This window comes from Bacillus sp. UNC437CL72CviS29, from assembly GCF_000482345.1.
Taxonomy (GTDB): domain Bacteria; phylum Bacillota; class Bacilli; order Bacillales; family Bacillaceae_G; genus Bacillus_A; species Bacillus_A arachidis.
This window is the reverse complement of record NZ_KI535303.1, coordinates 423,375-447,321: the sequence shown is the minus strand read 5'-3', so window position 1 is coordinate 447,321 and position 23,947 is coordinate 423,375. Positions and strand designations below refer to the sequence as shown.

Genomic DNA, 23,947 nt, shown 5'->3' with positions numbered 1-23,947 from the left:
CTGTCTTCGTACATGGCAATGGCTTTAAAGTTTCCCCTAGATGCATGGGGCTTTTTACGTACAGTGTAAATATTTCTTAGAAATGTTTTATAAAAAATAAAAGGTTGTTAATGTTTTAGGTAACAACCTTTAGTAACCGATATAAATAAACTTCCATCAGAAATCGATGGAAGTTATATTTGGTTTTATTTTTCTGTAACAACCGATGCGATATATGGTAAGTTACGATATTTTTCAGCACAGTCAATACCATAGCCGACGATAAACTCGTCTGGGATTTGGAAGCCAACGTATTCTGCTTTTAAGTCAACTTTACGACGTTCTGGTTTATCAAGTAATGTACAGAATTTCAATGCTTTTGGCTTATGCATAAGGAAGTGATCTTTTAAGAAGTGAAGTGTTAAGCCTGAATCAATGATGTCTTCTACAACAATTACATTTTTGCCTGTAATGTTGACATCGATATCTTTTAATAACTTAACTTTTCCTGTTGTTTCCGTTTGGTTTCCGTAACTAGATGCAGAAATAAAATCGATAGTTACTTCATTTTTAATGTGACGAATTAAATCAGCAGCAAATACGAAAGAACCTTTTAATACAGCGATTACAACGATTTCTTCGCCTTCAAAGTCGCGTTCAATTTGTAGTGCTAGTTCTTTTACTTTTGCTTGTAACGATTCTGTAGAAATTAAAGTGTCTTTTATTTCAATGTTCATAATAATCCTCCTAGATTGTAAAACTGGTGAACATTTCGACTGTAAAGGATTGAGAGGAAAAAGTCAAAAATGAGAAGTACATATTTGATAAAGGTTTATTTCTTACAAAAATGTAAGGTGATTTGTAAGGAAAATCGATAGTTACATAGTTGTCTTTTGGATAAACTTATGAATGTAAGGTAAAAGGCAAGCACATTTTAGGTAAAGTAAGCTATAGGCACTCTATGTGAAGAAGGAGTAGAAGGGAATGAAGAAACGTTGGACAACCTTTGCTTTGTTATCAGCTAGTAACACAGTTGTATTAGCTGGAGATATGAGTTTTTCGTATTTGTTTGATCGAGAAAAAGATCATTCTTCTTCCATATTTACAATGAAATGGTGTAAACGGAGCGAAAGTTGTAAGTTTGAAGAAGAGACCCCTAATGAAGAGCGAAGAGTCATTTTCACAAACCCTATAAAGGCATGGGGTGTTCAACGTCGTAAGTGTAACGTCACTAATCACTTAAAGAAAACTGAGCCGAGACAATTAGTTATCACTTCAGACCCTTTTACTTTACATTCACGTGAAAGTAACAATTAGGCACTGAAATAATGAGACACATAAAAAAGCATTGTAGAGGGAATCTACAATGCTTTTTTTGTTCTTTTTGGATGCACTTTAAACGTTCAGATATGCGGGGGATTGTATTTATGATATTGATTCAATCTTTAACAGAAATCCATTTTATCTGCATCTCATATTTACATAACGGATATATCCTATAAATACATCTGATGCGATGTGAAAAAGCATACAAGGAGAGAAATAAAATGAAAAAGAAACTTTTACCAATCTGTGCGATGGCACTTTTATCAGTAGGGTATTCGTCAGTGGCTAGTGCGTCTACTGGCACAATGACAAAAGAAGAAGTAACGCAAGTACAGCAAGATATGGCGAAAAAAGAAGCAGCGATTCAGGAACAACATAAAAATGAGGTAGCAAAGAAAGAGGCAGTAGCGCAAGTACAGCAAAAAAATGAGATAGCCAAGAAGGAAGAAGCAGTACAGACACAAGAAAAGCAAGATATGGCAAGAAAAGAAGCAGCAATTCAAGCACAGCAAAAGGATGGAGTTGAGAAAAAAGAAATAGAAAAGCAGGCAGTAAAAGGTGAAAAATTACCAAATACAGCATCAAATAGTGTAGCAATGATAGCATTAAGTGCATGCCTTATGGCGTTAGGGACATTGTTTGGATTGAATCGTCGTAAGGTTAAATCGTAAAACGAAATGTTCATTGGTCTATAAAACATGGGGTAATTTCATATATTAAAAATGGTAGGATATCCCTACCATTTTTTGCATGGAGGGATTAAAAGTGGCACTTCTTAATCGTACTGGATTCGCCCTTATAATAATTGGTATTCTTATTGGAGGTTATTATTCTTTTGAATGGTATAAGGGGAAAAGTTCTGCGCAAGATTTAACGACAGAAGAGATAAAGGATTTTGAAAAAATACAATCAAAAGAGCATTCTACTAAAGTACCTATAAATTCTCAAGTGTCTTCTTCTCAGATGTCATATAAAGAAGGTGAGAAAGTAGCTCTATTAAATATCCCGAAAATAAAGAAGAAGTTTTCTGTATATTGGGGATCTAATGATACCACTTTGAAAAAAGGAGTAGGTATGTTTGTTAGTGATATTACAACAGTCCCTTCTGAACGAGGCCATACAGTGTTGAGCGGACATCGTGATACTGTTTTTACAGAGTTAGCAGAGCTGAAAGAGAAAGATAAACTTATTATAGGATATGATAATAAAATTTATAGTTATGAGATTCAAAAAACATGGATTACACATGCGGATGATCGCACAGTCATTGTGAAGAAAGAAGAGCCAACATTAACGCTAACGACCTGCTATCCATTCAATTATATAGGAGATGCACCGGATCGATATATTATTGAGGCAAAGTTGATTGCTACTGATTCAAGATGAGATTACAGTATTCTTATCTTTTGGTATTTAGTAACGAGAGAGGGAGAAGAATATGTCAAAAACAATTTTGATTGTTGAGGATGAAGATATTTTACGTGAAATTTTGAAAGATTATTTTTTAAATGAGCAATATCAAGTACTTGAGGCAAGAGATGGAAAAGAAGCTTTATTCTTGTTTGAAGAAGAGGAAGTTCATTTAGTTATTCTTGATATTATGTTACCAGAATTAGATGGTTGGTCTGTTTGTCGAAGGATCCGTAAGACGTCTCAAGTGCCAATTATTATGCTGACAGCACGTGTAGATGAGGATGATACATTACTTGGATTTGAGCTAGGGGCAGATGATTATGTAACAAAGCCATATAGTCCGCCTATTTTATTGGCAAGGGCGAAACGATTGCTGGAAAGTAGGGCAACTATAAGTAAGTCTTCGGACAATGAAAATGATACATTATCTATTCATGGAATTTATGTTCATTTTCCTTCTCGCGTTGTTATGATAGATGGAATGGATATTAATTTAACACATACAGAGTTTGAAATATTAACGTATTTTATGCAAAATCAGGGGATTGTTCTTACGAGAGAGCAGTTGATTTCAAGAATTTGGGGATATGAATTTGCTGGTGATGATCGGACTGTGAATAGCCATATTCGTAATTTACGAAATAAATTAGGTGATAAAGCAAAGCATATTACAACTGTTGTTCGGATGGGGTATAAATTTGAGGGGAATGTATGAGAAAAGGGATTGTACTCAAATTATTTATTCTTACAGCGGCTTTATGTATGCTAATTCTAGCAACAATATTTATTGGACAAACAATATTTTTCAAACAATATTATGCAAACCGAAAGGTGAACGATATTAAAACGAATATAAGCTCTTTTGAGAGAGATTATTTGAATAATAGTAACACTGAAGCTATTCAGAAACTGGAACAAGATTTTTATCGAGAAAATAATACATGGATTACGACGTTAGATAGTGATGGGAATTTAAAACATGCAGATGATTTTTATTTAGAGGTAAAGTTGGATCGGCTATCGCAGAAGGAACTTGGAAAAGCAAACATTACAATCCCTCTCTATTATCTGATGGCGATAGAAGAGGTTGAAAATGAAAAACTCCCGTATTTTTCAGGGTTGCAAATTTCAATTTATGGGATAGATAAAGATTCTACATTTGTCCCTGCTGTATTAAATGTAAGCAAGGGAAGTATAAATTGGTCCAACAAGCCTTTAGATAAGAAAGTAAATGAAATGGCTCTTAAGCTGAAAGAGGAAAGAAAAAGTGCTGCACAATTTCCTAGTACTGTTTTTGGGGGAACCATTACAAAAGTGCAACTGCCTGATAGTAAAGGGGTAGTGAATCCAATTTATAAAAATACTTTGTTTTTGGAAAGTATAAAAGAATTTCAAGCAGAATTACTGTTAAATGAAAATGAAGATAATAATGATACCTTAAGAGTAAATGACTATGAAAAAAATGATATAAAATATAAATTATTAATTAAACCAATAAAAGAAAAAGATGGTTCGTTAACATATATATTCGCAATGGCTTCCTTGCAGCCAGTAGATGAAGCGGTGCAAATGGTGAAGGATTATTATATATATATCATTGCATTTGTATTAGTACTTATTTTTCTAGCTTCTTTCTATTATTCAAAACAAATTGCCAAACCATTATTACGAATAAACGACACAACGAAAAAAATCGCAAATTTAGATTTCACTGAAAGAATCCCCATTACTTCAAAAGATGAGATTGGTGATTTATCACAAAATATTAATATGTTGTCTAATACGCTCCATTCACATATTGAACAATTGGAACAAGACATCGAAAAAGAAAGAAAGTTAGAAAACACACGAAAAGAATTTATTTCGGGTGTCTCGCATGAATTGAAAACTCCGCTAAGCATTATGAAAAGTTGCATTTCTATTTTAAAAGATGGGGTGGCAGAGCATAAGAAAGAGTATTATTTTCAGGCAATGGAAAAAGAAGTCGATAAGATGGATATGTTAATTTTGGATATGCTGGAGTTAGCTAAATTTGAGTCTGGTACGTATAAAATGAAAATGGATATTTTTTATATTGATGGAGTTATTGAGCATATATGTGAACAACTATCATTAGAAATAGCGAAAAAAGAATTGAATGTTCATAAATGCCTTTTGCCAATCGAAGTTGTTGCAAATCAACATCGTATCGAACAAGTAATTATAAATTTTGTAACGAATGCAATCCGTTATACACCTGAAAAAAAGGATATTATTATTTCTATAAGAGATGAACTGAATCGCATAAAGATTTGTATAGAAAATAAAGGCGCTCATATTGAAGCGGAACAATTAGATAAGATTTGGGATCGATTTTATCGGATCGATACAGCTCGTCAGCGCTCAAAAGGTGGAACAGGACTGGGGCTCGCCATTTCTAAAAATATTTTAGAACTTCATGGTGTGGAATATGGTGTAGATAATACAGTAGATGGTGTACTGTTTTACTTTTATTTACATAAAAAAGTGTAGAAACGAAATTCTACACTTTTTTATTATTTCTTAATTTTATTTTGATAGCATCTTTACTTTATCTTTATATTCTACACGTATAATTTATATAAAAAATAAGGTTTACAAGGAGTAGATTAGCCATGAATAGTAATTTACTAAGTGTAATGGTATTTATATTCTTATGTGTATTTATTGTTTTTATTATTGACATAACTCATTAAATAAAAAATAAGATTGCCATTTAGGCAACCGTATTTTTTGAATTCAAATTATGTGCACCAATACTTTTAAATAAGCGTGGAGCTGTTGTAAATAGAAGCATTAGTAAAGCTGTACATAAAGCGAAAGAACCAAGCATTGTACTACCGTTCACAATCAATGAATAAAGAACAGCTGATTGTCCAGGCGGTGCGTATTTCCCAAAAAAGATAACCCCGGCAATAAAATGACAGAAATAACGTGCTAAGCTACCAATGAGTGTAGCAATAACAATATAGACCATTGCTTTCTTACCTTGATTATTCGCCATTGATTGCTGAATAGGTTGATAAAATAATCCAGCAAAACCGATAAAAGCAAATGCAACGAAGTACTCAATAAACGCTTGAACTGGCGTTAAAATATAAGCATCTCCGAATACAATTTGCAGTAGCCCCCAAATTAAGCCACCGAAGAAAGCCGTTTTAAATCCCCAGCGGTATGCGATAATAAAAATAGGAATCATAGCAAATGAAATGGAACCGCCTGTTGGAAGTTTAATTGAGATTGGTAAAATGTCGATGATTAAGGCGAAGGCTGCAAGGATTGCAGATTCAATCATCGCTTGTAAATTGGTGTTACGCATGTTCTTATTCCCCCTAAATCTTAGTTGCACAAAAAAAGAATAATTTACCATAGGGAGATATGAAATACGTAAGTAGAAAATGATGAGGTATATGTATTTCGACGCTTGCACAATTCCTACGTTAGCATTAACTAACAGGTTCTAAGGGTCGGAACGAATTGTTCCCTCTCAGCAACGAGGCTCCCCCTGTGATAACGAGATTCTTTATTTGTTAGGTTCAGTGTAATTGAAATGGATGAGAATGGCAAATGAATCTGTTATGACAATTATTTAAATATAATTGTGCAAAAATGTTAATAACTATGAAGGGAAAGCTATAGTACTTGATTCATAGAATATGATATAATTTTCATGAAAATAATTATCATTCTCTTCGAGGGGGAAGATTATGAGTTTAGTTGATATTAAAATAGGTGAAACAGTACTTGTAAAAAATATACAATCGTTAGATAAGTTATTAAAGCGTAGATTAGCTGCGTTTGGTCTTTCAGAAGGAAGTGAACTTCGTATGAAACAAAAAGCAATGTTTAAGGGACCATGTACGCTAGAGTGCCGTGGACAATTAATTAGTATTCGTCATTGTGACGCGAAAATGATAAAGGTGGAATTAGCGTGAATAAAGTTGCATTGCTAGGGAATCCGAATACGGGGAAAACATCATTATTTAATGCGCTAACAGGTTCTTATGAATATGTAGGAAACTGGAGCGGGGTAACAGTAGAAAAGAAGGTCGGTAGGTTAAAAGATAAGCAAGGGACATTAATTGATTTACCAGGTATATATGATTTAAATCCGGTTTCTCGTGATGAAGGTGTTGTTACAAATTTTCTACTAACAGAAGAATTTCATCATATGTTAAATATTGTTGACTCTTCTCAATTTGAGCGCAATATGCATTTAACATTGCAACTATTAGAATTTGGTAAACCAGTTTCTATCGGTTTAAATATGATTGATGTAGCAAAGCAGCGTGGAATTATTATCGATGTGAACAGGTTATCAGAAATATTAGGAGTAACAGTTGTTCCTGTTGTTGCGAGAAGTGGAAAAGGCTGCAAAGAGTTACTTGCAACCCTACATGAGAGTGAGCAAAAAGAGCAAAAGCCCTTCAGTATTTCATATGGTAAACAAATAGATGCAGGAATTGCAGATATCATGGAGTTTTTAACTAAGGAAAATTATGAGAATCCAAGGTGGCTTGCACTTCAATTTTTAAGCAATAATGAAGTAGTAGAACAAGAAGTAAAGAAATTGCCGGTGTATGAAAAACTTATAGCGATTCGATCAGGATTAGAGGAAGAAATTGATGTAACGCTGGAACAACATATTTATCGTTCACGTGCAGCGTATATTGAAAAGTTAAAAACAAATGTGATTCAGCATGAGAAGGAAGGGAAAATTCCTTTTTCAGAAAAAATTGATCAGTTAATCACACATAAAGTTTTAGGACTTCCAATCTTTTTAGCTGTTATGTTTTTTATTTTTCAGGTTACGTTTACGTGGATTGGAACACCTTTATCGGATATGCTGGATGAATTTTTCAGCGGTCAACTCACCGATTGGGTAACGGCGGGTTTAACAACTATTGGAGCCTCTGATTTTATTCAAGCGCTCGTTACAGAAGGAATTATTGCCGGTGTTGGTGCTGTATTAGTATTCGTTCCACAAATCTTTGCATTATTTTTCTTTATTTCGTTATTAGAAGACTCAGGATATATGGCTCGTATTGCAGTTGTGATGGATCGTATTATGGAATTCTTTGGTTTAAACGGGAAAGCATTTATTCCAATGATTATCGGTTTTGGTTGTAACGTTCCAGGGATTATGGCGGCAAGAACGATTGAACAAGAGAAAGAGAGGCTACTTACAATTTTAGTAACGCCGTTTATGTCTTGTTCAGCACGTTTACCGGTATATGCATTATTTGCGGGAGTCTTTTTCCCTCATAACCAAGCGACTGTTGTATTTTCTTTATATATTGCTGGTATTGTTCTTGCTTTGCTTGTTACAAAGATAATGTCTCTTACTGTTTTAAAAGAAGAAAAATCAATTTTTGTTATTGAACTTCCACCTTATCGTGTGCCCCAAGCAAAAACATTATGGCTTAGTACGTGGGAAAAAGGAAAAGGTTTCGTTCGTAAAGCGGGTACATTTATCTTTGGTGGTTCCGTTGTGATTTGGTTATTAAATTATGCAGGTCCATCAGGATTTGGCGTAGATATGGGAGATAGTTTCTTAGCGATGATTGGTGGTTTTGTGGCACCGATTTTAGCACCGCTCGGTTTTGGAACATGGCAAGCTGCGGCATCTTTATTAACAGGATTTTTAGCAAAAGAAGTTGTTGTTTCTACAATGGCCATTATTTATGCGGTGAAAGAAGATGTATTAGGAAATGTAATGGGAGCGCACTATACTGCGTTATCAGCATATGCATTCATGTTCTTCATTTTGTTATACGTTCCGTGCTTGGCAACAGTAGCTGTTATTCGCCGTGAAACAGGATCTATAAAGTGGACAATTTTCTCTGTTGTTTATCCACTTATTGTTGCTTATCTATTAACGCTCGTTATATACCAAGTTGGATCTTTACTCGGATTCTAGAAGGAGATGTATCATAATGATAATCAATATTGTCATTGGAGCTGTCATTTTTGGTTATGCAGGATATACATTATTCAATTTTGTGAAGAGAAGTAAAAAAGGGAAGTGCGCAGCATGTTCCTTAAATAAGTCATGTCAGTCGAATAGTTGTAGTCCTGATATGGAGCAAGTAGTTAATAAATAGAAAAAAGCTTTGCGAAATTCGCAAAGCTTTTTTTATGAATTACTTTTTGATTTTAACAAGTTGTACAGCTTCTGTTTCTTTCGTAGTATCTTGGATTTTATCTTTAGGGTCTTTAGCAAATTTCAGTACACCTACAGATTTTTCTTCACCATTTACTTTTCCGTATGCAGCGTCATCTACAATAGCAAACATATCCGCGTAAGAACGGGCGTCACCGATGATTGTATTACCTTCGTATTTTAATTTCGCTCCATCAATTGTTGCGTTTGCTACTTCTTCTTTCGCGAATAATACACCTTGGTCCGTTGTTACTGCTGGTAATTTATCAATTGCTTTTGTATTTTCTTTTTCAACTTTCTTAATCAATTCTTTTTTCACTAGTTCTTCACCAGTCTTTTTATCCATTACAAGTACTTTTTTACCTTCTAATGTCGCAAGTTTCATTTTGTACGTATTCTTTTCTTTGATATCAGATTTGTTTTTATCGATTACTTGATTAATTTGTTGTTCACTTCCGTAAGTAACCATACCATTTGCTTTTTCTCCTAATAAAGAACAGCCTGATAATGCTCCTAATGAAATTGCTGCTGCTAACCCAATACCTACTAGTTTTTTCATTTTCTTGTCTCCTTTTTTATACGTTATAGTAAATACAAATGTTAATGTTTTTTAAATTTAGAGAAGCAAAATTGTTTTTTGTTTAACCTCGGCTTCTGATTTCATTTTATAAGAATAACGTTTTTGTAACTATCGAGTTAGCTTACAGTAACATTACAATAATGTAATGCATTGAAAAGAGTTAAAAATGTGATAGGAAAAAGAAAATATAAAGATGAAATTTATAGTATGGGTACATATTGCAATAACAATGTCAGATTATAGATTGTATATTTGGTAAATAACATGTAAGGACATCTTAGTTTTGATATAATAAACACATAGGATTTGAAAATGAATATTCTTACTGTAAAGGAAAGTTTTTACGTGGAGTAAGTTTGAAATATGAGGTAATCCATAGGAGGAATTTACATGTCTGTTTTTAAACGATTAAGAGATTTAACGATGTCAAATGTGTATGCGTTAATTGAGAAAGCAGAAGATCCAGTTAAGATGACGGATCAATATTTACGTGATATGCAGCAAGATGTACAAGAAGCTGAGAAGAGTGTAGCGGCTCAAATCGCGCTTGAGAAAAAGTTTAAATTATTGTTTGAAGAGCAAGAAGCACTTGTGAAGAAACGTGAAGAACAAGCACATATGGCAGTTCAAGCAAATAATATTGATCTTGCGCGCCGTGCGTTAGAAGAAAAGCAAAATGCAGAACAGAAGATGAATGAATACAAAGCAAGCTACGAGCAAAATAAAGCAGCAGCAGATAACCTTCGTGCAAAATTAGAAGAAATGCGCAAGCAATTAACAGAGCTAAAAAATAAACGTGAAACACTTGTAGCGCGTGTAAACGCAGCGAAGGCACAAAAGAGCATTAATCAAGCGATGTCCGGATTTGATGCCAATACTGCAAAAGCTGGTCTGAGCCGTATGGAAGAAAAGGCTCTTCAATTAGAAGCTGAAGCAGAGGCAAGCGGTGAAATTTATAAACAAGAAAAGTCGTTAGATGATGAATTTGCGGCTTTAAATAAAAACTCAGCTGTGGATGATGAACTAGCACGTATTATGAAGCAGTATGAGAAATAATATAGAATAGACACAGGAACCGACATGTCTGAAATAAACCATGTCGGTTTTCTATTATCTTTTAGAGGAGGTTTTGTAATGACATGGATGAATGTGTTAGCCATGCTCGTATGGACAGGAGCAAGTGCTGTTCTGTTATTTGCACTTATGTGGGTTGATTCTATTTTTACAAAGTACAATGATGTAGCAGAAATAAAACAAGGAAATATGGCAGTTACAACACGTTTTATTATGAAGTTGTTTGCACAAGGATATATTTTGTCACAATCGATTATGAAAGCAAACGACCTATGGCAAGCGCTTCTTGCATCCGCTGTTTCTTTCGTTATTTTATTAGTTGTTGAAATGTTTATTGAGTTTATTTTGAAAAAGCTGGTAGATTTAGATTTAGAAGAGGGGACGAAGCAAGGTCATGTGACTCATGCTTTATTAGCCGGTTCATTACATATTGTTGGGGCCCTCATTTTAGCAGCTTGTCTATAAAGAGAAAAGGAGGGATAGATCATGAGTTTATTCAAACGAATTAAAAATATAATGAAAAGTCCGGAGCCTGTGAAACCAGAGAAATCCTTACTCACGTTAGCACCTGGCGATATGGTTGAAGTTTCATTAGTAATGTATGAAGTGACCGGAAAAACAAGCCTGCATTCTCGTAATGAAATTGTTTTAACATTACAGGACGGGAAAACAATTCGCTATTTAAAAATCGAAAACCGTGAAAGTACTTATTATAAGCTGTATACACCAATTGATGGCCGTTTAGATTCCGTAGAGGAGATCCCAACGACGATTGAAATGGATGATATCGAGTACCATATGGAAGAACGATATAACGGACGTGTTGTTGCGATGGGAAAAACACCGTTTGCTGTCTCTGATGAACAATATGTGTGGGAGTTTCAATCTGATAATAGAAAGTTACTTCGTATTGAATGGCAAGATGGACGTACAATGATGTATGAGGGAGAAGCGATTCTTTCTGCTGATGTACAAATTATAAGGGCAACGTAAGGGGGCTTAATCATGTCAAACCGATTGTTTACCATGATTAAATCGTTCTTCATCCCTATCCTTGCCATTGTTACGTTACTTGTAATTGCTGGGTTTGTATTATCAGGGTGTCAAAATGAGAAATCGATTCAGGACCGTTACCCGTTAGAATCCGTTGCAAAAGATGGTAAGCAAGAGTCATATGTATATAGGGCTGCCAATAAATCAGTTCCAGAGATTGCAAAAGAACTGATTGATGAAAATAAGCCCAAGCAAGCATCTAAAGAAGATGAAAACCAGATGTTTCTCGTTTATCCTGACAAAATGTATAATTTGCAAAAGGATAAAGAAAAACCATCAGATACCATTATTGAAATAAGTAATACAGAATATGTGCGCCAAAATTACCAGCCATCTTTCTTACAAGGTTATATTTTGGCAAGTATATTAGACGATATATTTGATTCACGTAAATCGTATCATGGTGATTACCGCGGATATACAGATCGGAAAAATCATAAACCGGTTATTCCAGAAAGACCGCCTACGAAAGAAGAGAAGAAGACACCGCCGCCTATTACAAAGCAAGGTAAAGGTTCTATTATTAAGAGAAGTGATAAAGTAGATCCAAAGACCTCTGTAGGAGATAAAGGAAGCATTATAGAAAAAGAAACTAAAACGGTTCCACCGTCTACAGAGAATAAGGGAAAGATTATCAAATCACCAGGCGGTTCTACTGAATCTGATGTAAAACCGAAATCATCGATTAAAAGCCCGCCGAAGAATACGTCTCCCCCTAAAACAAGGGTTGGCGGTTCAGGGAAAATTACGAAGAGAAGATAAAGGAAATCCCGAGGAGCAGAGTAGATGCTTCTTGGGATTTTTTATGATTATTTACGCCTATTTTACAATTTCCTTACCTATAAACAGAATCTGTCCTCCGATAGCCAAAAGTAATATTCCACCTAATATATAAGGTAAATTGATAGGGTCTACGCCCTTCTCTAAAAATACTCCACTTGCCATTGTGCCTATTGAGCCAGCAAAATAATTGATCGAGCTCAGTAAGGCAATTGAAATGGTTGCATGCTCTGGGCTAATTTCTAAAAGTATTTTTTGTTGAGTAGCGAGTGTTGCCCATCCGGTACCACCCCAAAGGATTAAACAAAGGGCCAATAATACGGCACTTCCATGGAAAAGACTCATAAATATAAATGAGAAAAACATGATACACATTAAGTACATTAATACGATCTTTGGTTTCTTATACAAATCTATTATCAATCCAATTACAAAACTTCCTGCAATCCCGCCGATACCCCACATCCAAATAAAGAGGATCGACTTCTGAAATCCATATGAAACAACGATGGTATCTAAGTATGTATACAAGCCTAAACTGCAAAAACTTAATATCATGGTGATAAGCATGACAAGTGAAGTTTTTTTGTTTTTGAACATACTTAGCCGCTCTTCTAATGTCGGCAAAGGGCTAGATTCTATCATAGGGAATTTAGCAAAGAGAGCAAATATCCCGATTACCCCAACGGTAACGATAAACCACATTGCCATGCGCCAGTCATAAGCTGATGCAATATATATACCGAATGGAACACCAATTACAGTTCCGGCGCTCATTCCAAGTAAAATGGTACTTAAAGCTCTTCCTTTTTGTTTTTCAGAAACGAATGTAACAGCAGCAGCTGATGCTAATGGCGCGTATATACCTGCGCCTATGCCGGCTATTCCTCTAGAAATTAATAGAACAATAAATTGATGGGTAACAGCGGTGATAAAGTTCGAGAGTGTAAAAAGGAATAATGCTGCTAATAACGTATGTTTTGTATTCGCTTTTCTCATAAATGTAGCAAACAAAGGAGCTGCAATCGCATAACAAATTGTGAATATGCCTACGGTTTGCCCAGCTGTTCCAATTGAAACATGAAAATCATCAGCAATTTGGGGCAAAATGCCTGCCATTATATAAGCATCTACTCCTAATGCAAACATTCCAAAAGTTAATAATAATATTTTGCTCAAAGTGAATCCTCCCTTAGATGAATTGGTCTATTTTTATCGTAACGAGTATAATAAAATTAGTGAAATTCATATTTTGAATGGAGGGTATGAGTAAAACTCATGACTATAGCTAGATATGAAGTGTTTCAAAAAGTAGTAGAGTTAGGGAATTTTACTAGAGCGGCAGAGCAATTAAACATGACACAATCAGCTGTGAGTCATGCGATTGCTAGTTTAGAAAGAGAGTTTGGTCATCCTTTATTACACAGAAATAAGCAGGCTGAAATTAGAAGAACCGAGTTTGCAAATCGTATTTTTCCACATATTCAAAATGTATTGAAGAGCGAAGCGGCGATTAAACAAGAAGTATCTATACAAAATAAGAGATTGGAGGGTACGCTCAAAGTCGGGGCGTTTACAAGTGCAGCATCACAAATATTACCGCCTATGTTATTACATCTTAAACAGAGTTACTCGGGTATTAAAGTTTTATTATTTGAGGGTACATATGGAGAAGTAATCGAGTGGATTGATAATGGCACAGTGGACATAGGGTTTATTTTAGAATCAGATGTAAAAAAACAAATACAATCAATCCCAGTTAGCAAAGATGAAATCGTATTAGGATTACCGAAAAATCATCCGTTAACGAATCAAAAAGTAATTGATATTAGGCAAGTTGATGGAATGGACTTTATTATGCCAAAAGGGCCGTATCAGCCATTAGTAATAAAAAATTTATCTGATCACCAAGTATGTCCCAATATCATATTAGAGGTACTAAATTGTGAAACGATTGTTAATATGGTATCACAAAATATCGGGATTACAATGGGGCCAGAATTATTTTTTAAGTCACATAAAGATATTGAAATGAAAAAGTTAAAGCAAAAACAATATCGTTATATTCATTTAGCATTTAAAGAAAGATCGCCTATCATTGATGCTTTTTTTACATGTAATCAATTATCGATCCGTTCCTAAGGCTGTATGAAAACTAAAAAAGCCCCCCTTTTTCGAAAGGATGGCTTTTCCGGTATAAATTAACTAAATAAAAAGCTCATGGCTGATAAAAAGACAGCGAACCCTAAAATAACTCCTACGACCCTCATATGACGCTTCCGACTCATTACAACGATTGCAATATATTCTCGAATCATCGCATTTGGCCAGTAATAGAAAGCAGTTTTGGAACCGATTCCTTGGCTATTTAATCCAGCTTGCTTTGCATATAAGCCAGCGCGGAATAGATGAAAGTTGTTCGTTGTAAAGATGCTCTTATACTTGTCTTTTAATGAATCCATAATTTGTTTTGAGAAGAGCATGTTTTGATACGTATTGACGGAACGATTTTCTTGTATGGTATGTTCAATCGGAATACCCTTTTCAACAGCATACTTTTGCATCGCTTCAGCTTCAGGAAGATTTTCATCTGGTCCTTGTCCACCAGAAAAAATGATTGTGGGCGGAGTAGTGACAGCAGCCTGTTTCCAGTAAAAATCAATTGCTTTATTAATTCGACTTGCTAAAAGTGGTGGTACTTTATCGTTAATTAATCCACTGCCAAGAACGATAATGAAATCTTGATTACGCCGTGGTCTGTTAAATTGATACAGAAAATAAGCTGTTAAGAAAGTTGATATATGGAAAAAGAAATAGACACTAATGAAAAATACTCCTGTAAAGATCGGCTGGAAATGAGGAGATAAAAATCGTGTTGGATCCAATAGTGAGAATAGCATAGTGCATAAAATACCTAACCCAGCAATCAAAGTTAAACAGTTAGAAAAACGTCGGCCTTCTTTTCTCATCAAGATTCTTGCATTAAGAAATAGTCCAATCATTAAAGCGAATATACCAAAGGATAACATAAAAAGAATAATTAAAAATGGTATGATTGCAACGAATCTAAGTATCCCATTATTCGAGCTGAGACCTAAATAAAGGAAAAGGATAAGGGATGAACAAAAGAATAAATTGAATAGAAATCCGATTAATAAGCTTCTGGGATCTTTTACATAAAAGAATAGAAAAATAAGGAATAAAATAAGCGTAATACTTCCAAAAAACATCAATTTTGTAAACACCTCAATTTTTTTATGAATAATGGCCTCATTTATTATATATTACATTTTATAAATAACGTAGTTAAATGTTGTAGAATATCTTTTTTACTGTAAACATGCTATTTTTTTAGGCTCTTTTCATAAACTGAAAATAACATAATGAAAGTGAGTGATAGTATGCCTGCTGTTATCGATGGTGTAGTTATTGAAAACTGCAATGGGACCATTAATTTAGGTGATAAATATAATGTACATCCAATCGAACAAACGAAAGCATATAACGGTTCTGGATCGTCTAATGTAGGATTTTCTGTGAAAGCTTTTAATGGAATTAGTGCTACAGATGTGTATGATAATGATAAGGATGATCAAGTAATACTAACTACGCTTTAAACGTAATATGTAAAATTGTATAGAATTGTTGTATACGTTATATAATACAATTTCAATAAAAACTGTTGGTCATTCCTCTTTAGCAAGATTGTTAAATTAGAGGCTTAACATCTTAGTGAAAATCATACGTATAAGCAAAAAAAGACACTCATTTTGAGCGTCTTTTTTCATTTTAGTGATACCCTTTCGCAGAGTCTTTGTGAATTTTTTCTTTAAAGATTGTGTAGCTCCACAATTGATAGCCGATAACGATTGGTACCATTACCATTGCGACGAAGAACATAATTTTTAAGTTTAATTCACTTCCTGCTGCTTGGTATAACGTTGTACTGTATGCATCATTAATACGTGATGGTAACATTCTTGGGAACATACCTGCAAATCCAGTTGTCATAAACATTGCGATTGTTAGACAAACAAATGTGAATGCGAGACCAATTTTATGTTTGTAAACCATAATAATTGCCAGGACACTCATTAACATTGCAAGCGCTGGAAGAATGAATAGTACAGGATACTCCGTAAAGTTTTGGAACAAGTTTGTACGGTTTGCAGTTGCCACATAGAAGATGGCTAAAATGATGGCAGCTGCCATTGAAAATGGTTTTGCGATTTTATAAGCACGATCTGATACTTCACCAGTTGTCTTAATCATGACCCAAAGTGCACCGGATACGACAAAGATTGCTGTGAAGAAAAGACCACCTAAAATACCGTAATGATTTAATAAGCTAAGTAATGTTCCTTCATAACCATCTTTTCCGATTTGCAGTCCATAGTATAGGTTTGCAAATGTAACACCGAATAAGAATGCGATGAGGAAACTACCAATTGCAAATGCCCATTTACAAGTACTTTGCCAAATTGGTGAATCATCTTTATGCATAAATTCAAGCCCTGCTGCACGAGCAAAAAGAGCAAGTAATACTAAAAACAATGGTGTATATAAGTAGCTAAACATATTTGCATATGTGATTGGGAAGGCGGCAAATGTTGCACCGCCCGCTGTAATTAACCATACTTCGTTACCGCCCCAGAACGGTCCGATTGCTTCTTGCATTTGATTTCGTTCTTTCCGATCTTTCGTAACGAACGGGAAAATCATTCCATTACCGAGTGCATAACCATCGAGAATGAAGTAAACTGTCCAAATCACGCCCCATAAACCGAACCAAATAACTGCAAGCATATCATGAGACATGAGCTACACCTCCCTTAGTAGGTTCTTCCAATGCTGCTGGTCCTTTTTTCGCGAACTTCAGCATGAGGTATACATCTGCGATTAAGAGCAATGTGTAGAACAATACTAAACTAATTAATGAGAACCAAATCTGCGGGACGGAAATTGGTGAGACAGCTTCAGCTGTGCGCATCAATTTGTATACCGTCCATGGCTGGCGACCTGCTTCAGCAACAATCCATCCAGCGTTAATCGCAACATATGGAAGTAAGACAGACCACATTGTAATTTTTAAGAAACGTTTTGAGTTTTCTAGTTTTCCTTTTCGGTTTAAATAGAAACCAAACCAAGTGAGTGCCATGAAGAATACGCCAAGTGCAACCATTAAACGGAAGCTATAGTAAACAAGGTTTACGTTCGGACGATCTTCTTTAGGGATATCTTTCAAACCGACAATTTCTCCATCAAATGAGTTTGTATAGAAGAAGCTGCCGAGTTTTGGGATTGTAAATAATTCGAAGTTCTTCTCATTCTTCACATCGGGAATTTGGATGATTGAGAAGCCTTGACCTTTACCAGTTTCCCAAACTGCTTCCATCGCAGCACCTTTTGCAGGTTGCATTTTTGCAGCGAAAGCACCGGATTGGTGACCGATGAAAGGTGTTGCAGTTGCTGCTAATAATCCTAAAACTAAACCAAATTTAAATGACTTTTTAAAGAACTCCACCTCGTTTTTACGTAATAAATGATACGCACTGATTGCCATAACGAAGAAAGAACCAACGATATAACAACCAACAACTGTATGGAAGAACATATGCCATGCATATGGATTGGTAACAAGTGCCCAAAAATCATTTAATTCAGCGCGGCCATTACGCACTACGTAGCCAACAGGGTTTTGCATAAAGCCATTTGCTGTAATGATCCAAAGCGCGGAAATATTTGTTCCAAGTGCAACCATCCACATACAAAAAGCACGGAACTTGGGTGAGATTTTATCTTTACCGAATAACCAAATTCCCATGAAGGTAGATTCTAAGAAGAAAGCAACAAGCGCTTCGATTGCGAGTGGTGATCCGAAGATATCTCCCATGTATTTTGAGTACTCTGACCAGTTTGTCCCAAATTGGAACTCCATCGTAATACCGGTTATGATACCCATGACGAAGTTTATCGTAAATAGCTTACCCCAGAAATTCGCCATTTTTCGATAAGTTGGGTTTAATGTGCGTGCATATTGTGTTTCCATACACGCTACTAAAATAACAAGTCCGATTGTGAGTGGTACAAACAAAAAGTGATAAAAAATAGTAATTGCAAATTGAAAACGACTCAGTAACAGAACGTCGGACATAATAAAGTTTCACTCCTTTTTAACATTATCTACATCTAGTTTATAGTGAAAATGTGAGCAAAGTATGGGACAGTTGTTACAGAGCTGTGTGTATATTATGAAGAAATTATGTCGGTTGTCTGAAAAATTATATATTTGCAATAAAGTAATATCCTTTTGGGATTTTTTAGATTTTGGTACACTGAGTATGTAGACTATATAAAAGAAAAGAGGGTCTTTTTGCTATGAAGTCATTAGAAGAGATTTTGCAGTATAATGAAAAATTCGTTGAAGAGAGAAAATATGAAGAGTATGAGTCTGGGAAATTTCCAAACAAAAAGATGGTAATTATTTCTTGTATGGATACACGCCTTGTTGAATTATTGCCAAAAGCAATGAATATGCGTAATGGCGATGTGAAAATTATTAAAGTAGCGGGCGCTGTTATTTCACATCCATTTGGAAGTATTATGCGTAGTATTTTAGTTGCTGTATATGAGCTTGGTGCAGATGAAGTATGTGTTGTTGGTCACCATGATTGTGGTATGGCAAAAATACAGGCGAGCAGCACAATTGAAAAGATGAGAGAGCGAGGCGTTTCAGAAGAAAAATTAGATACACTTCGCTATTCTGGAATCGATTTAGAGAAATTCTTACAAGGATTCTCTAGTGTAGAAGAAAGTGTAGAACATAGCGTTTCTGTACTTCGTAACCATCCATTACTTCCAGCCGAAGTACCGGTTCATGGTCTTGTGATTCACCCTGATACAGGGAAATTAGATCTTGTTGTGAACGGCTACGAAGCTTAAGATTTTACTCTGTCATCCTTTTTATCTGGGACTGGATCAAATCCTCCTGGATGAAAAGGATGACATTTTAATATACGTTTTAGCGTTAGCCAAAATCCTTTGAAAGCGCCGTGTTTCTGAAAGGCTTCTAATCCATAATGCGAACAGGTTGGATAAAAGCGGCATGCAGGTGGTGTCATCGGGGAAATAAATTTTTGATAAAAGCGTATGATACCTATAAAAATCTGTTTCATAACCGTCTCCTTTTCAGCATATTCTTCTAGTATTATAGCACGGATATACATAATACTTTACTAATTCGGATTTCCGTTATATCATATTGGATATAACGGAATTAAATTGAAAGCGGGAGAGATGTATTATGCCATCAGTAGAAAGCTTTGAATTAGATCATACGATTGTAAAGGCACCTTATGTAAGACATTGTGGTGTTCATAAAGTGGGTAGTGACGGTATTGTGAATAAATTTGATATTCGTTTCTGCCAACCGAATAAACAAGCGATGAAGCCAGATGTGATTCATACGTTAGAACACTTACTAGCATTTAATTTACGTAAATATATTGATCGTTATCCGCATTTCGATATTATCGATATTTCACCAATGGGTTGCCAAACAGGATATTATCTTGTTGTAAGTGGTACGCCAACAGTTCGTGAAGTCATTGATTTATTAGAACTTACATTAAAAGATGCGGTTCAAATTACAGAAATTCCAGCTGCAAATGAAACACAATGCGGTCAAGCAAAGCTTCATGATTTAGAAGGAGCAAAACGCCTAATGAATTTCTGGTTAAGCCAAGATAAAGATGAACTTGGGAAAGTATTTGGTTAATAGATGAAAAAGAGCTGCCTGTGAAAAGGCAGCTCTTTTAGTCCATGTGTATGTCATCTCTTATCGAAGCGACGATAGATGAGAAGGCACAGTTACTTTTGAAAGAACATAGGGGGCGAGCTCACAAACAAAAATTTAGCTGGCTTTTCCGTATGATTAAACCAATTGTGTGGTGTAGCAGATTCCATATGAATGCTGTCGCCAGGATGTAGATCATGCTCCTCGTTTTCTAATAGAATGGTGAGTACACCCTCTAGTACAAATACGAATTCCTGACCATTGTGAGAATAAGGATTTCCTTTTTTTTCACCAGGATGAAGCGTCACTAAAATCGGTTCGAAATGTGGGTTTGAAACATTTCCAGAAAGATTCGTGTAAACAAAATGAGAGTAATTTACATGTTCTTCATTTTGCAGACCGCGGCGTATGATATTTGTATTTGTTTTTTGCTCTGCTGCGAAAAAATAGCTAGGACTGATATGAAGTGCTTCTGATATTTTTTTCAAAGATTCTAGTGTAATAGAAGATTTCGAGCGTTCTACTTGAGAGATAAAACTAATAGATAGATTTGTTTTTTCAGAGACTTGTTTTAAGGTCATTCTTTTTTCTAAGCGAAGAGCTTTAATTTTGTTTCCGATATTTTCGTACATATGACAATCCCTCGAATAAAGTATTGGATAGAATTTTTCTTATGAAAGAAGTGTAAAGGAAAGTTTTGAGTTTTGCAAATTATCATTAAAAAAATTCAGAAAAATTAGATAGGTATATTGTAAATTTATTTTTTCTGCATTATAATGACCCTAAGTGTATAGATGATATGAATTGCGTTTTTTTTACGAAACAAATTGAAGTGACACTTCAATTTGTTTTATCCTTAGTTAAATTCAGTGATGGGAGGAAGAAACATGTATCAAACATTTAAAGGGGCATATCCAGTTATTATTACACCGATGAATCAAAACGAAGAGATTAATTGGGAAGGTTTGAAACAAAATATTGAGCACTTCATTCAAGAAGGTGTAGCAGGTTTAGTTGTTAACGGGAGTACGGGAGAGTTTGTCAGTTTAACGAAGGAAGAGCGTTTTAAAGTTGTGGAAACAGCGGTGGAGCAAATTAACGGGCGTATTCCGCTTCTTGTCGGAACGGCGGCTGAAACGACAAAAGAAGCGATTGAATATACGCAGCAAGCGGAGAGAGCGGGTGCGAGTGGTGCATTACTTATTAATTCATATTACGCTCACCCAAAAGAAGAAGAGATTTATGAACACTTTAAAGCAGTAGCGGAATCCGTTCAGTTTCCAATTATGATTTATAATAATCCATTTACATCTGGTGTTGATATTAGCACAGAAACGATTCTTCGCGTCGGTCGTGATGTAGAGAATGTTACGCATGTAAAAGAATCAAGCGGTGATATTCGCAAAGTTCGTGATATTACAAGAAAAGGAAAAGGGGATATTGAAACATTCTGCGGTGCGGATGATTTAGTATTAGAATCTTTTTTAGTTGGCGCAACAGGGTGGATTTCAGTTGCAGGTAATGCGGTGCCAAAACTTGTAACGGAACTATTTGATGCGGTGCAAAATAAGGAACTAGAGAGAGCTTGGGAGCTATACGATAAAATTTTACCGTTATGTAGTTTTATTGAAGAATCAGGGAAGTATGTTCAAATCATTAAGAGAGTAATGGATTTAAAAGGGCAAACTGGTGGTCCGTCTCGCAAACCACGTCTGCCATTAACAGAGGAAGAAGATCAAAAGTTACAAGGAATTTTAGAAAACCTATTAACATTACAAAAATAAGAAGGGAGAGAGAGTATGCTAACGACAAGCCAAGATTTAAAACCAAAAGTTCAAGCGTTCCTGGAAGGGAAAAAGGAATTATTTATAGATGGGAAATTCGTTCCAGCAGTAAGTGGAAAAACATTTAACGTTTGGAATCCAGCAACAGAGGAAGTACTTGCTGTCGTATGTGAGGCAGGAGAAGAAGATGTGGATCTTGCAGTGAAAGCTGCTCGTAAAGCGTTTGAAGAAGGAACTTGGTCAAAAATAAGTGCAGCAGAACGGGCGCACTTGATTTACAAGCTTGCAGATTTAATCGATGAGAATAAAGAAGAACTGGCGCAGCTTGAGGCACTAGACAATGGAAAACCATATAAACAGGCGCTTGAAGATGATATTGCTGGGACAGTTGATCATTTCCGTTATTATGCGGGATGGGCAACAAAGATTCTTGGGCAAACAATCCCAATTTCACCGGAATATTTAAACTATACACGCCATGAACCAATTGGCGTTGTCGGACAAATTATTCCGTGGAACTTTCCATTATTAATGGCTGCTTGGAAGTTAGGGGCAGCACTTGCAACGGGTTGTACAATTGTTTTGAAACCAGCAGAGCAAACGCCGCTCTCTCTTCTATATACAGCGCAGTTATTTAAAGAAGCTGGATTCCCAGATGGTGTAGTCAATTTTGTTCCTGGTTTTGGCGGAGGTGCTGGTGAAGCGATTGTGAATCATCCGGATATCAATAAAGTTGCTTTCACAGGATCAACTGTTATTGGAAAAGGGATTATGCGTAAAGCAGCGGAAACGATAAAGCACGTCACATTAGAACTTGGCGGGAAATCACCAAATATTATTTTAGAAGATGCTGATCTTTCAAAAGCAATCCCTGGGGCATTTAACGGCATTATGTATAACCATGGCCAAAATTGTAGCGCAGGCTCACGCGTATTTGTTCATCGAAAGCATTATGAAAAAGTCGTTAGTGAATTAGGAACAATGGCGAATGAAGTGAAAGTAGGACATGGATTAGATCCTGAAACAGAAATGGGACCTCTCGTATCGAAGAAGCAACAAGAACGTGTACTTAGCTACATTAAGAGCGGAATAGAAGAAGGCGCAAAACTTATAGCGGGCGGCGTGAAGGAATTTGAAAAAGGATATTTCGTGGCGCCTACTGTATTTGCAGATGTAACGGATAATATGAAAATTGCGCAAGAAGAAATCTTTGGCCCAGTTGTTTCTATCTTACCTTTTGATGAGATAGAAGAAGTCATTGAACGAGCAAATAATACACCGTACGGTTTAGCGGCTGGTGTATGGACAGAAAATGTAAAAACAGCGCATAAAGTTGCGAATCAATTAAAAGCAGGTACAGTGTGGATCAATAGTTATAATTTAGAAAATGCCGCATCGCCATTTGGAGGATATAAACAATCTGGTATCGGCCGTGAAATGGGTTCGTATGCGCTTGATAATTATACGGAAGTGAAGAGCATTTGGGTGAATTTGGAGTAGCTCGAGAGAAGGATATGGATACCATATCCTTTTTTTCTACAAAAATATATGTCTATTTTTTCTACAAAAATATATGTCTATTTTTTCTACAAAAATATATGTCTATTTTTTGTTCAAAAAGGGAGGATGAATGATGAGAGGGGAATAAATCCAAAACTAGATGTGCATCCAGCTGATACAACAGGTTCGTATGCGTTAGCATTTATTTCTGGTGGAATTATTGCTGGATGCGGGGCGCTTTGTTATTGGTTTATTGTCCAGAAGCCGATTGAGGTAAACTAAGTAAAAAAACGGTATGCGTTAGAGAAGAATCAAAAAGCTTCCTGTATAAAAACAGGGAGCTTTTTATAGTCTCAAGAACATCTTAGGGGAGTTAATCAATAAAAATTCAGAGGATTTTCTGCGCGATTAAACCAATTATGAGAGATTGAATTATTATATGTAATCCATTTTAAACTGCAAAGTAAAATTATGTGGTATTT

Annotated in this window: 28 protein-coding genes and 1 riboswitch; of the genes, 19 read left to right on the top strand and 9 right to left on the bottom strand. The window is 35.5% G+C overall.

Annotated features, from left to right (window positions below):
- Positions 1-185 precede the first annotated feature (185 nt).
- Positions 186-716, bottom strand: a complete 531-nt coding sequence (gene hpt / locus M014_RS0123325; protein WP_026593856.1) for a hypoxanthine phosphoribosyltransferase — start codon at positions 714-716, stop codon at positions 186-188.
- A 247-nt stretch (positions 717-963) separates the two neighbouring features.
- Between hpt and M014_RS0123320 the strand changes: the two genes are divergently transcribed.
- The 5 genes from M014_RS0123320 to M014_RS0123300 all read left to right on the top strand — a co-directional run bounded on the left by M014_RS0123320 (position 964) and on the right by M014_RS0123300 (position 5,229).
- The gene (locus M014_RS0123320; RefSeq protein ID WP_026593855.1) at positions 964-1,296 is read left to right on the top strand and encodes a hypothetical protein; all 333 of its coding nucleotides are present in this window, start codon (positions 964-966) and stop codon (positions 1,294-1,296) included.
- A 230-nt stretch (positions 1,297-1,526) separates the two neighbouring features.
- A complete protein-coding gene (locus M014_RS0123315; RefSeq protein WP_026593854.1) occupies positions 1,527-1,976 on the top strand; it encodes an LPXTG cell wall anchor domain-containing protein in 450 nt (149 codons plus the stop codon).
- Positions 1,977-2,070: 94 nt separating this feature from the next.
- The gene (locus tag M014_RS0123310) at positions 2,071-2,691 is read left to right on the top strand and encodes a class D sortase (protein WP_026593853.1); all 621 of its coding nucleotides are present in this window, start codon (positions 2,071-2,073) and stop codon (positions 2,689-2,691) included.
- A gap of 52 nt (positions 2,692-2,743) precedes the next feature.
- Positions 2,744-3,433 (top strand): response regulator transcription factor, encoded by a 690-nt coding sequence (locus M014_RS0123305; RefSeq protein ID WP_026593852.1) that lies wholly within the window; start codon positions 2,744-2,746, stop codon positions 3,431-3,433.
- Entirely contained in the window at positions 3,430-5,229 is a 1,800-nt protein-coding gene (locus M014_RS0123300; RefSeq protein WP_026593851.1) for a sensor histidine kinase, read from the top strand. Before M014_RS0123305 ends, M014_RS0123300 begins: the two co-directional genes overlap by 4 nt.
- 223 nt (positions 5,230-5,452) lie before the next feature.
- Here the strand turns inward: M014_RS0123300 and thiT are convergent, their stop codons facing one another.
- The gene (gene thiT, locus M014_RS0123295; RefSeq protein ID WP_026593850.1) at positions 5,453-6,055 is read right to left on the bottom strand and encodes an energy-coupled thiamine transporter ThiT; all 603 of its coding nucleotides are present in this window, start codon (positions 6,053-6,055) and stop codon (positions 5,453-5,455) included.
- Between the two features lie 95 nt (positions 6,056-6,150).
- A riboswitch (TPP riboswitch) is annotated at positions 6,151-6,252 on the bottom strand.
- 191 nt (positions 6,253-6,443) lie between these two features.
- On the opposite strand from thiT, the gene M014_RS0123290 reads away from it, so the two are divergent.
- Genes M014_RS0123290 through M014_RS0123280 form a run of 3 tightly spaced genes read left to right on the top strand, consistent with a single transcriptional unit; the run spans position 6,444 to position 8,840 of the window.
- Positions 6,444-6,671: a FeoA family protein gene (locus M014_RS0123290; RefSeq protein WP_026593849.1), complete on the top strand. Its 228-nt coding sequence runs from the start codon at positions 6,444-6,446 to the stop codon at positions 6,669-6,671.
- Positions 6,668-8,656 carry a ferrous iron transport protein B gene (gene feoB / locus M014_RS0123285; RefSeq protein WP_026593848.1) on the top strand — a complete coding sequence of 663 codons (1,989 nt, stop codon included), beginning with the start codon at positions 6,668-6,670 and terminating at the stop codon, positions 8,654-8,656. Before M014_RS0123290 ends, feoB begins: the two co-directional genes overlap by 4 nt.
- Positions 8,657-8,672: 16 nt before the next feature.
- Positions 8,673-8,840: a FeoB-associated Cys-rich membrane protein gene (locus tag M014_RS0123280; RefSeq protein WP_026593847.1), complete on the top strand. Its 168-nt coding sequence runs from the start codon at positions 8,673-8,675 to the stop codon at positions 8,838-8,840.
- 39 nt (positions 8,841-8,879) lie between these two features.
- On the opposite strand, the gene M014_RS0123275 is transcribed toward M014_RS0123280, so the two are convergent.
- On the bottom strand, positions 8,880-9,458 hold the full coding sequence (locus M014_RS0123275) for a lipoprotein BA_5634 family protein (protein ID WP_026593846.1): 579 nt from the start codon (positions 9,456-9,458) through the stop codon (positions 8,880-8,882).
- Between the two features lie 411 nt (positions 9,459-9,869).
- On the opposite strand from M014_RS0123275, the gene M014_RS0123270 reads away from it, so the two are divergent.
- The 4 genes from M014_RS0123270 (at position 9,870) to M014_RS0123255 (ending at position 12,368) form a co-directional block, all read left to right on the top strand.
- The gene (locus tag M014_RS0123270) at positions 9,870-10,535 is read left to right on the top strand and encodes a PspA/IM30 family protein (protein WP_026593845.1); all 666 of its coding nucleotides are present in this window, start codon (positions 9,870-9,872) and stop codon (positions 10,533-10,535) included.
- Positions 10,536-10,613: 78 nt separating this feature from the next.
- Positions 10,614-11,018: a DUF350 domain-containing protein gene (locus tag M014_RS0123265; protein ID WP_026593844.1), complete on the top strand. Its 405-nt coding sequence runs from the start codon at positions 10,614-10,616 to the stop codon at positions 11,016-11,018.
- 21 nt (positions 11,019-11,039) lie between these two features.
- Complete coding sequence (locus M014_RS0123260; RefSeq protein WP_026593843.1) at positions 11,040-11,546, top strand: DUF4178 domain-containing protein; 507 nt, start codon at positions 11,040-11,042, stop codon at positions 11,544-11,546.
- A gap of 12 nt (positions 11,547-11,558) precedes the next feature.
- On the top strand, positions 11,559-12,368 hold the full coding sequence (locus M014_RS0123255; protein WP_026593842.1) for a DUF4247 domain-containing protein: 810 nt from the start codon (positions 11,559-11,561) through the stop codon (positions 12,366-12,368).
- Between the two features lie 57 nt (positions 12,369-12,425).
- On the opposite strand, the gene M014_RS0123250 is transcribed toward M014_RS0123255, so the two are convergent.
- On the bottom strand, positions 12,426-13,565 hold the full coding sequence (locus M014_RS0123250; protein WP_026593841.1) for an MFS transporter: 1,140 nt from the start codon (positions 13,563-13,565) through the stop codon (positions 12,426-12,428).
- 99 nt (positions 13,566-13,664) lie between these two features.
- Between M014_RS0123250 and M014_RS0123245 the strand changes: the two genes are divergently transcribed.
- A complete protein-coding gene (locus M014_RS0123245) occupies positions 13,665-14,528 on the top strand; it encodes a LysR family transcriptional regulator (RefSeq protein WP_026593840.1) in 864 nt (287 codons plus the stop codon).
- A 59-nt stretch (positions 14,529-14,587) separates the two neighbouring features.
- Here the strand turns inward: M014_RS0123245 and M014_RS0123240 are convergent, their stop codons facing one another.
- Positions 14,588-15,616 (bottom strand): YdcF family protein, encoded by a 1,029-nt coding sequence (locus tag M014_RS0123240; protein ID WP_026593839.1) that lies wholly within the window; start codon positions 15,614-15,616, stop codon positions 14,588-14,590.
- Between the two features lie 153 nt (positions 15,617-15,769).
- On the opposite strand from M014_RS0123240, the gene M014_RS0123235 reads away from it, so the two are divergent.
- Positions 15,770-16,003 (top strand): spore germination protein, encoded by a 234-nt coding sequence (locus tag M014_RS0123235; RefSeq protein ID WP_081811113.1) that lies wholly within the window; start codon positions 15,770-15,772, stop codon positions 16,001-16,003.
- A 172-nt stretch (positions 16,004-16,175) separates the two neighbouring features.
- On the opposite strand, the gene cydB is transcribed toward M014_RS0123235, so the two are convergent.
- Positions 16,176-17,204, bottom strand: coding sequence for a cytochrome d ubiquinol oxidase subunit II (gene cydB / locus M014_RS0123230; RefSeq protein WP_026593837.1), 1,029 nt, complete (start codon positions 17,202-17,204; stop codon positions 16,176-16,178).
- Positions 17,194-18,540 carry a cytochrome ubiquinol oxidase subunit I gene (gene cydA / locus M014_RS0123225; protein WP_026593836.1) on the bottom strand — a complete coding sequence of 449 codons (1,347 nt, stop codon included), beginning with the start codon at positions 18,538-18,540 and terminating at the stop codon, positions 17,194-17,196. The genes cydB and cydA overlap by 11 nt, the downstream gene beginning before the upstream one ends.
- A gap of 224 nt (positions 18,541-18,764) precedes the next feature.
- Between cydA and M014_RS0123220 the strand changes: the two genes are divergently transcribed.
- Positions 18,765-19,328: a beta-class carbonic anhydrase gene (locus M014_RS0123220; protein ID WP_026593835.1), complete on the top strand. Its 564-nt coding sequence runs from the start codon at positions 18,765-18,767 to the stop codon at positions 19,326-19,328.
- On the opposite strand, the gene yidD is transcribed toward M014_RS0123220, so the two are convergent.
- Complete coding sequence (gene yidD / locus M014_RS0123215) at positions 19,325-19,561, bottom strand: membrane protein insertion efficiency factor YidD (protein ID WP_026593834.1); 237 nt, start codon at positions 19,559-19,561, stop codon at positions 19,325-19,327. The two genes, M014_RS0123220 and yidD, sit on opposite strands and share 4 nt — an antisense overlap.
- Positions 19,562-19,689: 128 nt before the next feature.
- Between yidD and luxS the strand changes: the two genes are divergently transcribed.
- Positions 19,690-20,163: an S-ribosylhomocysteine lyase LuxS gene (gene luxS / locus M014_RS0123210; RefSeq protein WP_026593833.1), complete on the top strand. Its 474-nt coding sequence runs from the start codon at positions 19,690-19,692 to the stop codon at positions 20,161-20,163.
- Between the two features lie 92 nt (positions 20,164-20,255).
- On the opposite strand, the gene M014_RS0123205 is transcribed toward luxS, so the two are convergent.
- Positions 20,256-20,813: a helix-turn-helix domain-containing protein gene (locus tag M014_RS0123205; protein ID WP_026593832.1), complete on the bottom strand. Its 558-nt coding sequence runs from the start codon at positions 20,811-20,813 to the stop codon at positions 20,256-20,258.
- A gap of 255 nt (positions 20,814-21,068) precedes the next feature.
- On the opposite strand from M014_RS0123205, the gene dapA reads away from it, so the two are divergent.
- The 3 genes from dapA to M014_RS29425 all read left to right on the top strand — a co-directional run bounded on the left by dapA (position 21,069) and on the right by M014_RS29425 (position 23,747).
- Positions 21,069-21,965 carry a 4-hydroxy-tetrahydrodipicolinate synthase gene (gene dapA / locus M014_RS0123200; protein WP_026593831.1) on the top strand — a complete coding sequence of 299 codons (897 nt, stop codon included), beginning with the start codon at positions 21,069-21,071 and terminating at the stop codon, positions 21,963-21,965.
- A gap of 15 nt (positions 21,966-21,980) precedes the next feature.
- A complete protein-coding gene (locus tag M014_RS0123195; RefSeq protein ID WP_026593830.1) occupies positions 21,981-23,465 on the top strand; it encodes an aldehyde dehydrogenase family protein in 1,485 nt (494 codons plus the stop codon).
- Positions 23,466-23,591: 126 nt separating this feature from the next.
- Positions 23,592-23,747 (top strand): hypothetical protein, encoded by a 156-nt coding sequence (locus tag M014_RS29425; protein ID WP_155924362.1) that lies wholly within the window; start codon positions 23,592-23,594, stop codon positions 23,745-23,747.
- Positions 23,748-23,947 lie beyond the last annotated feature (200 nt).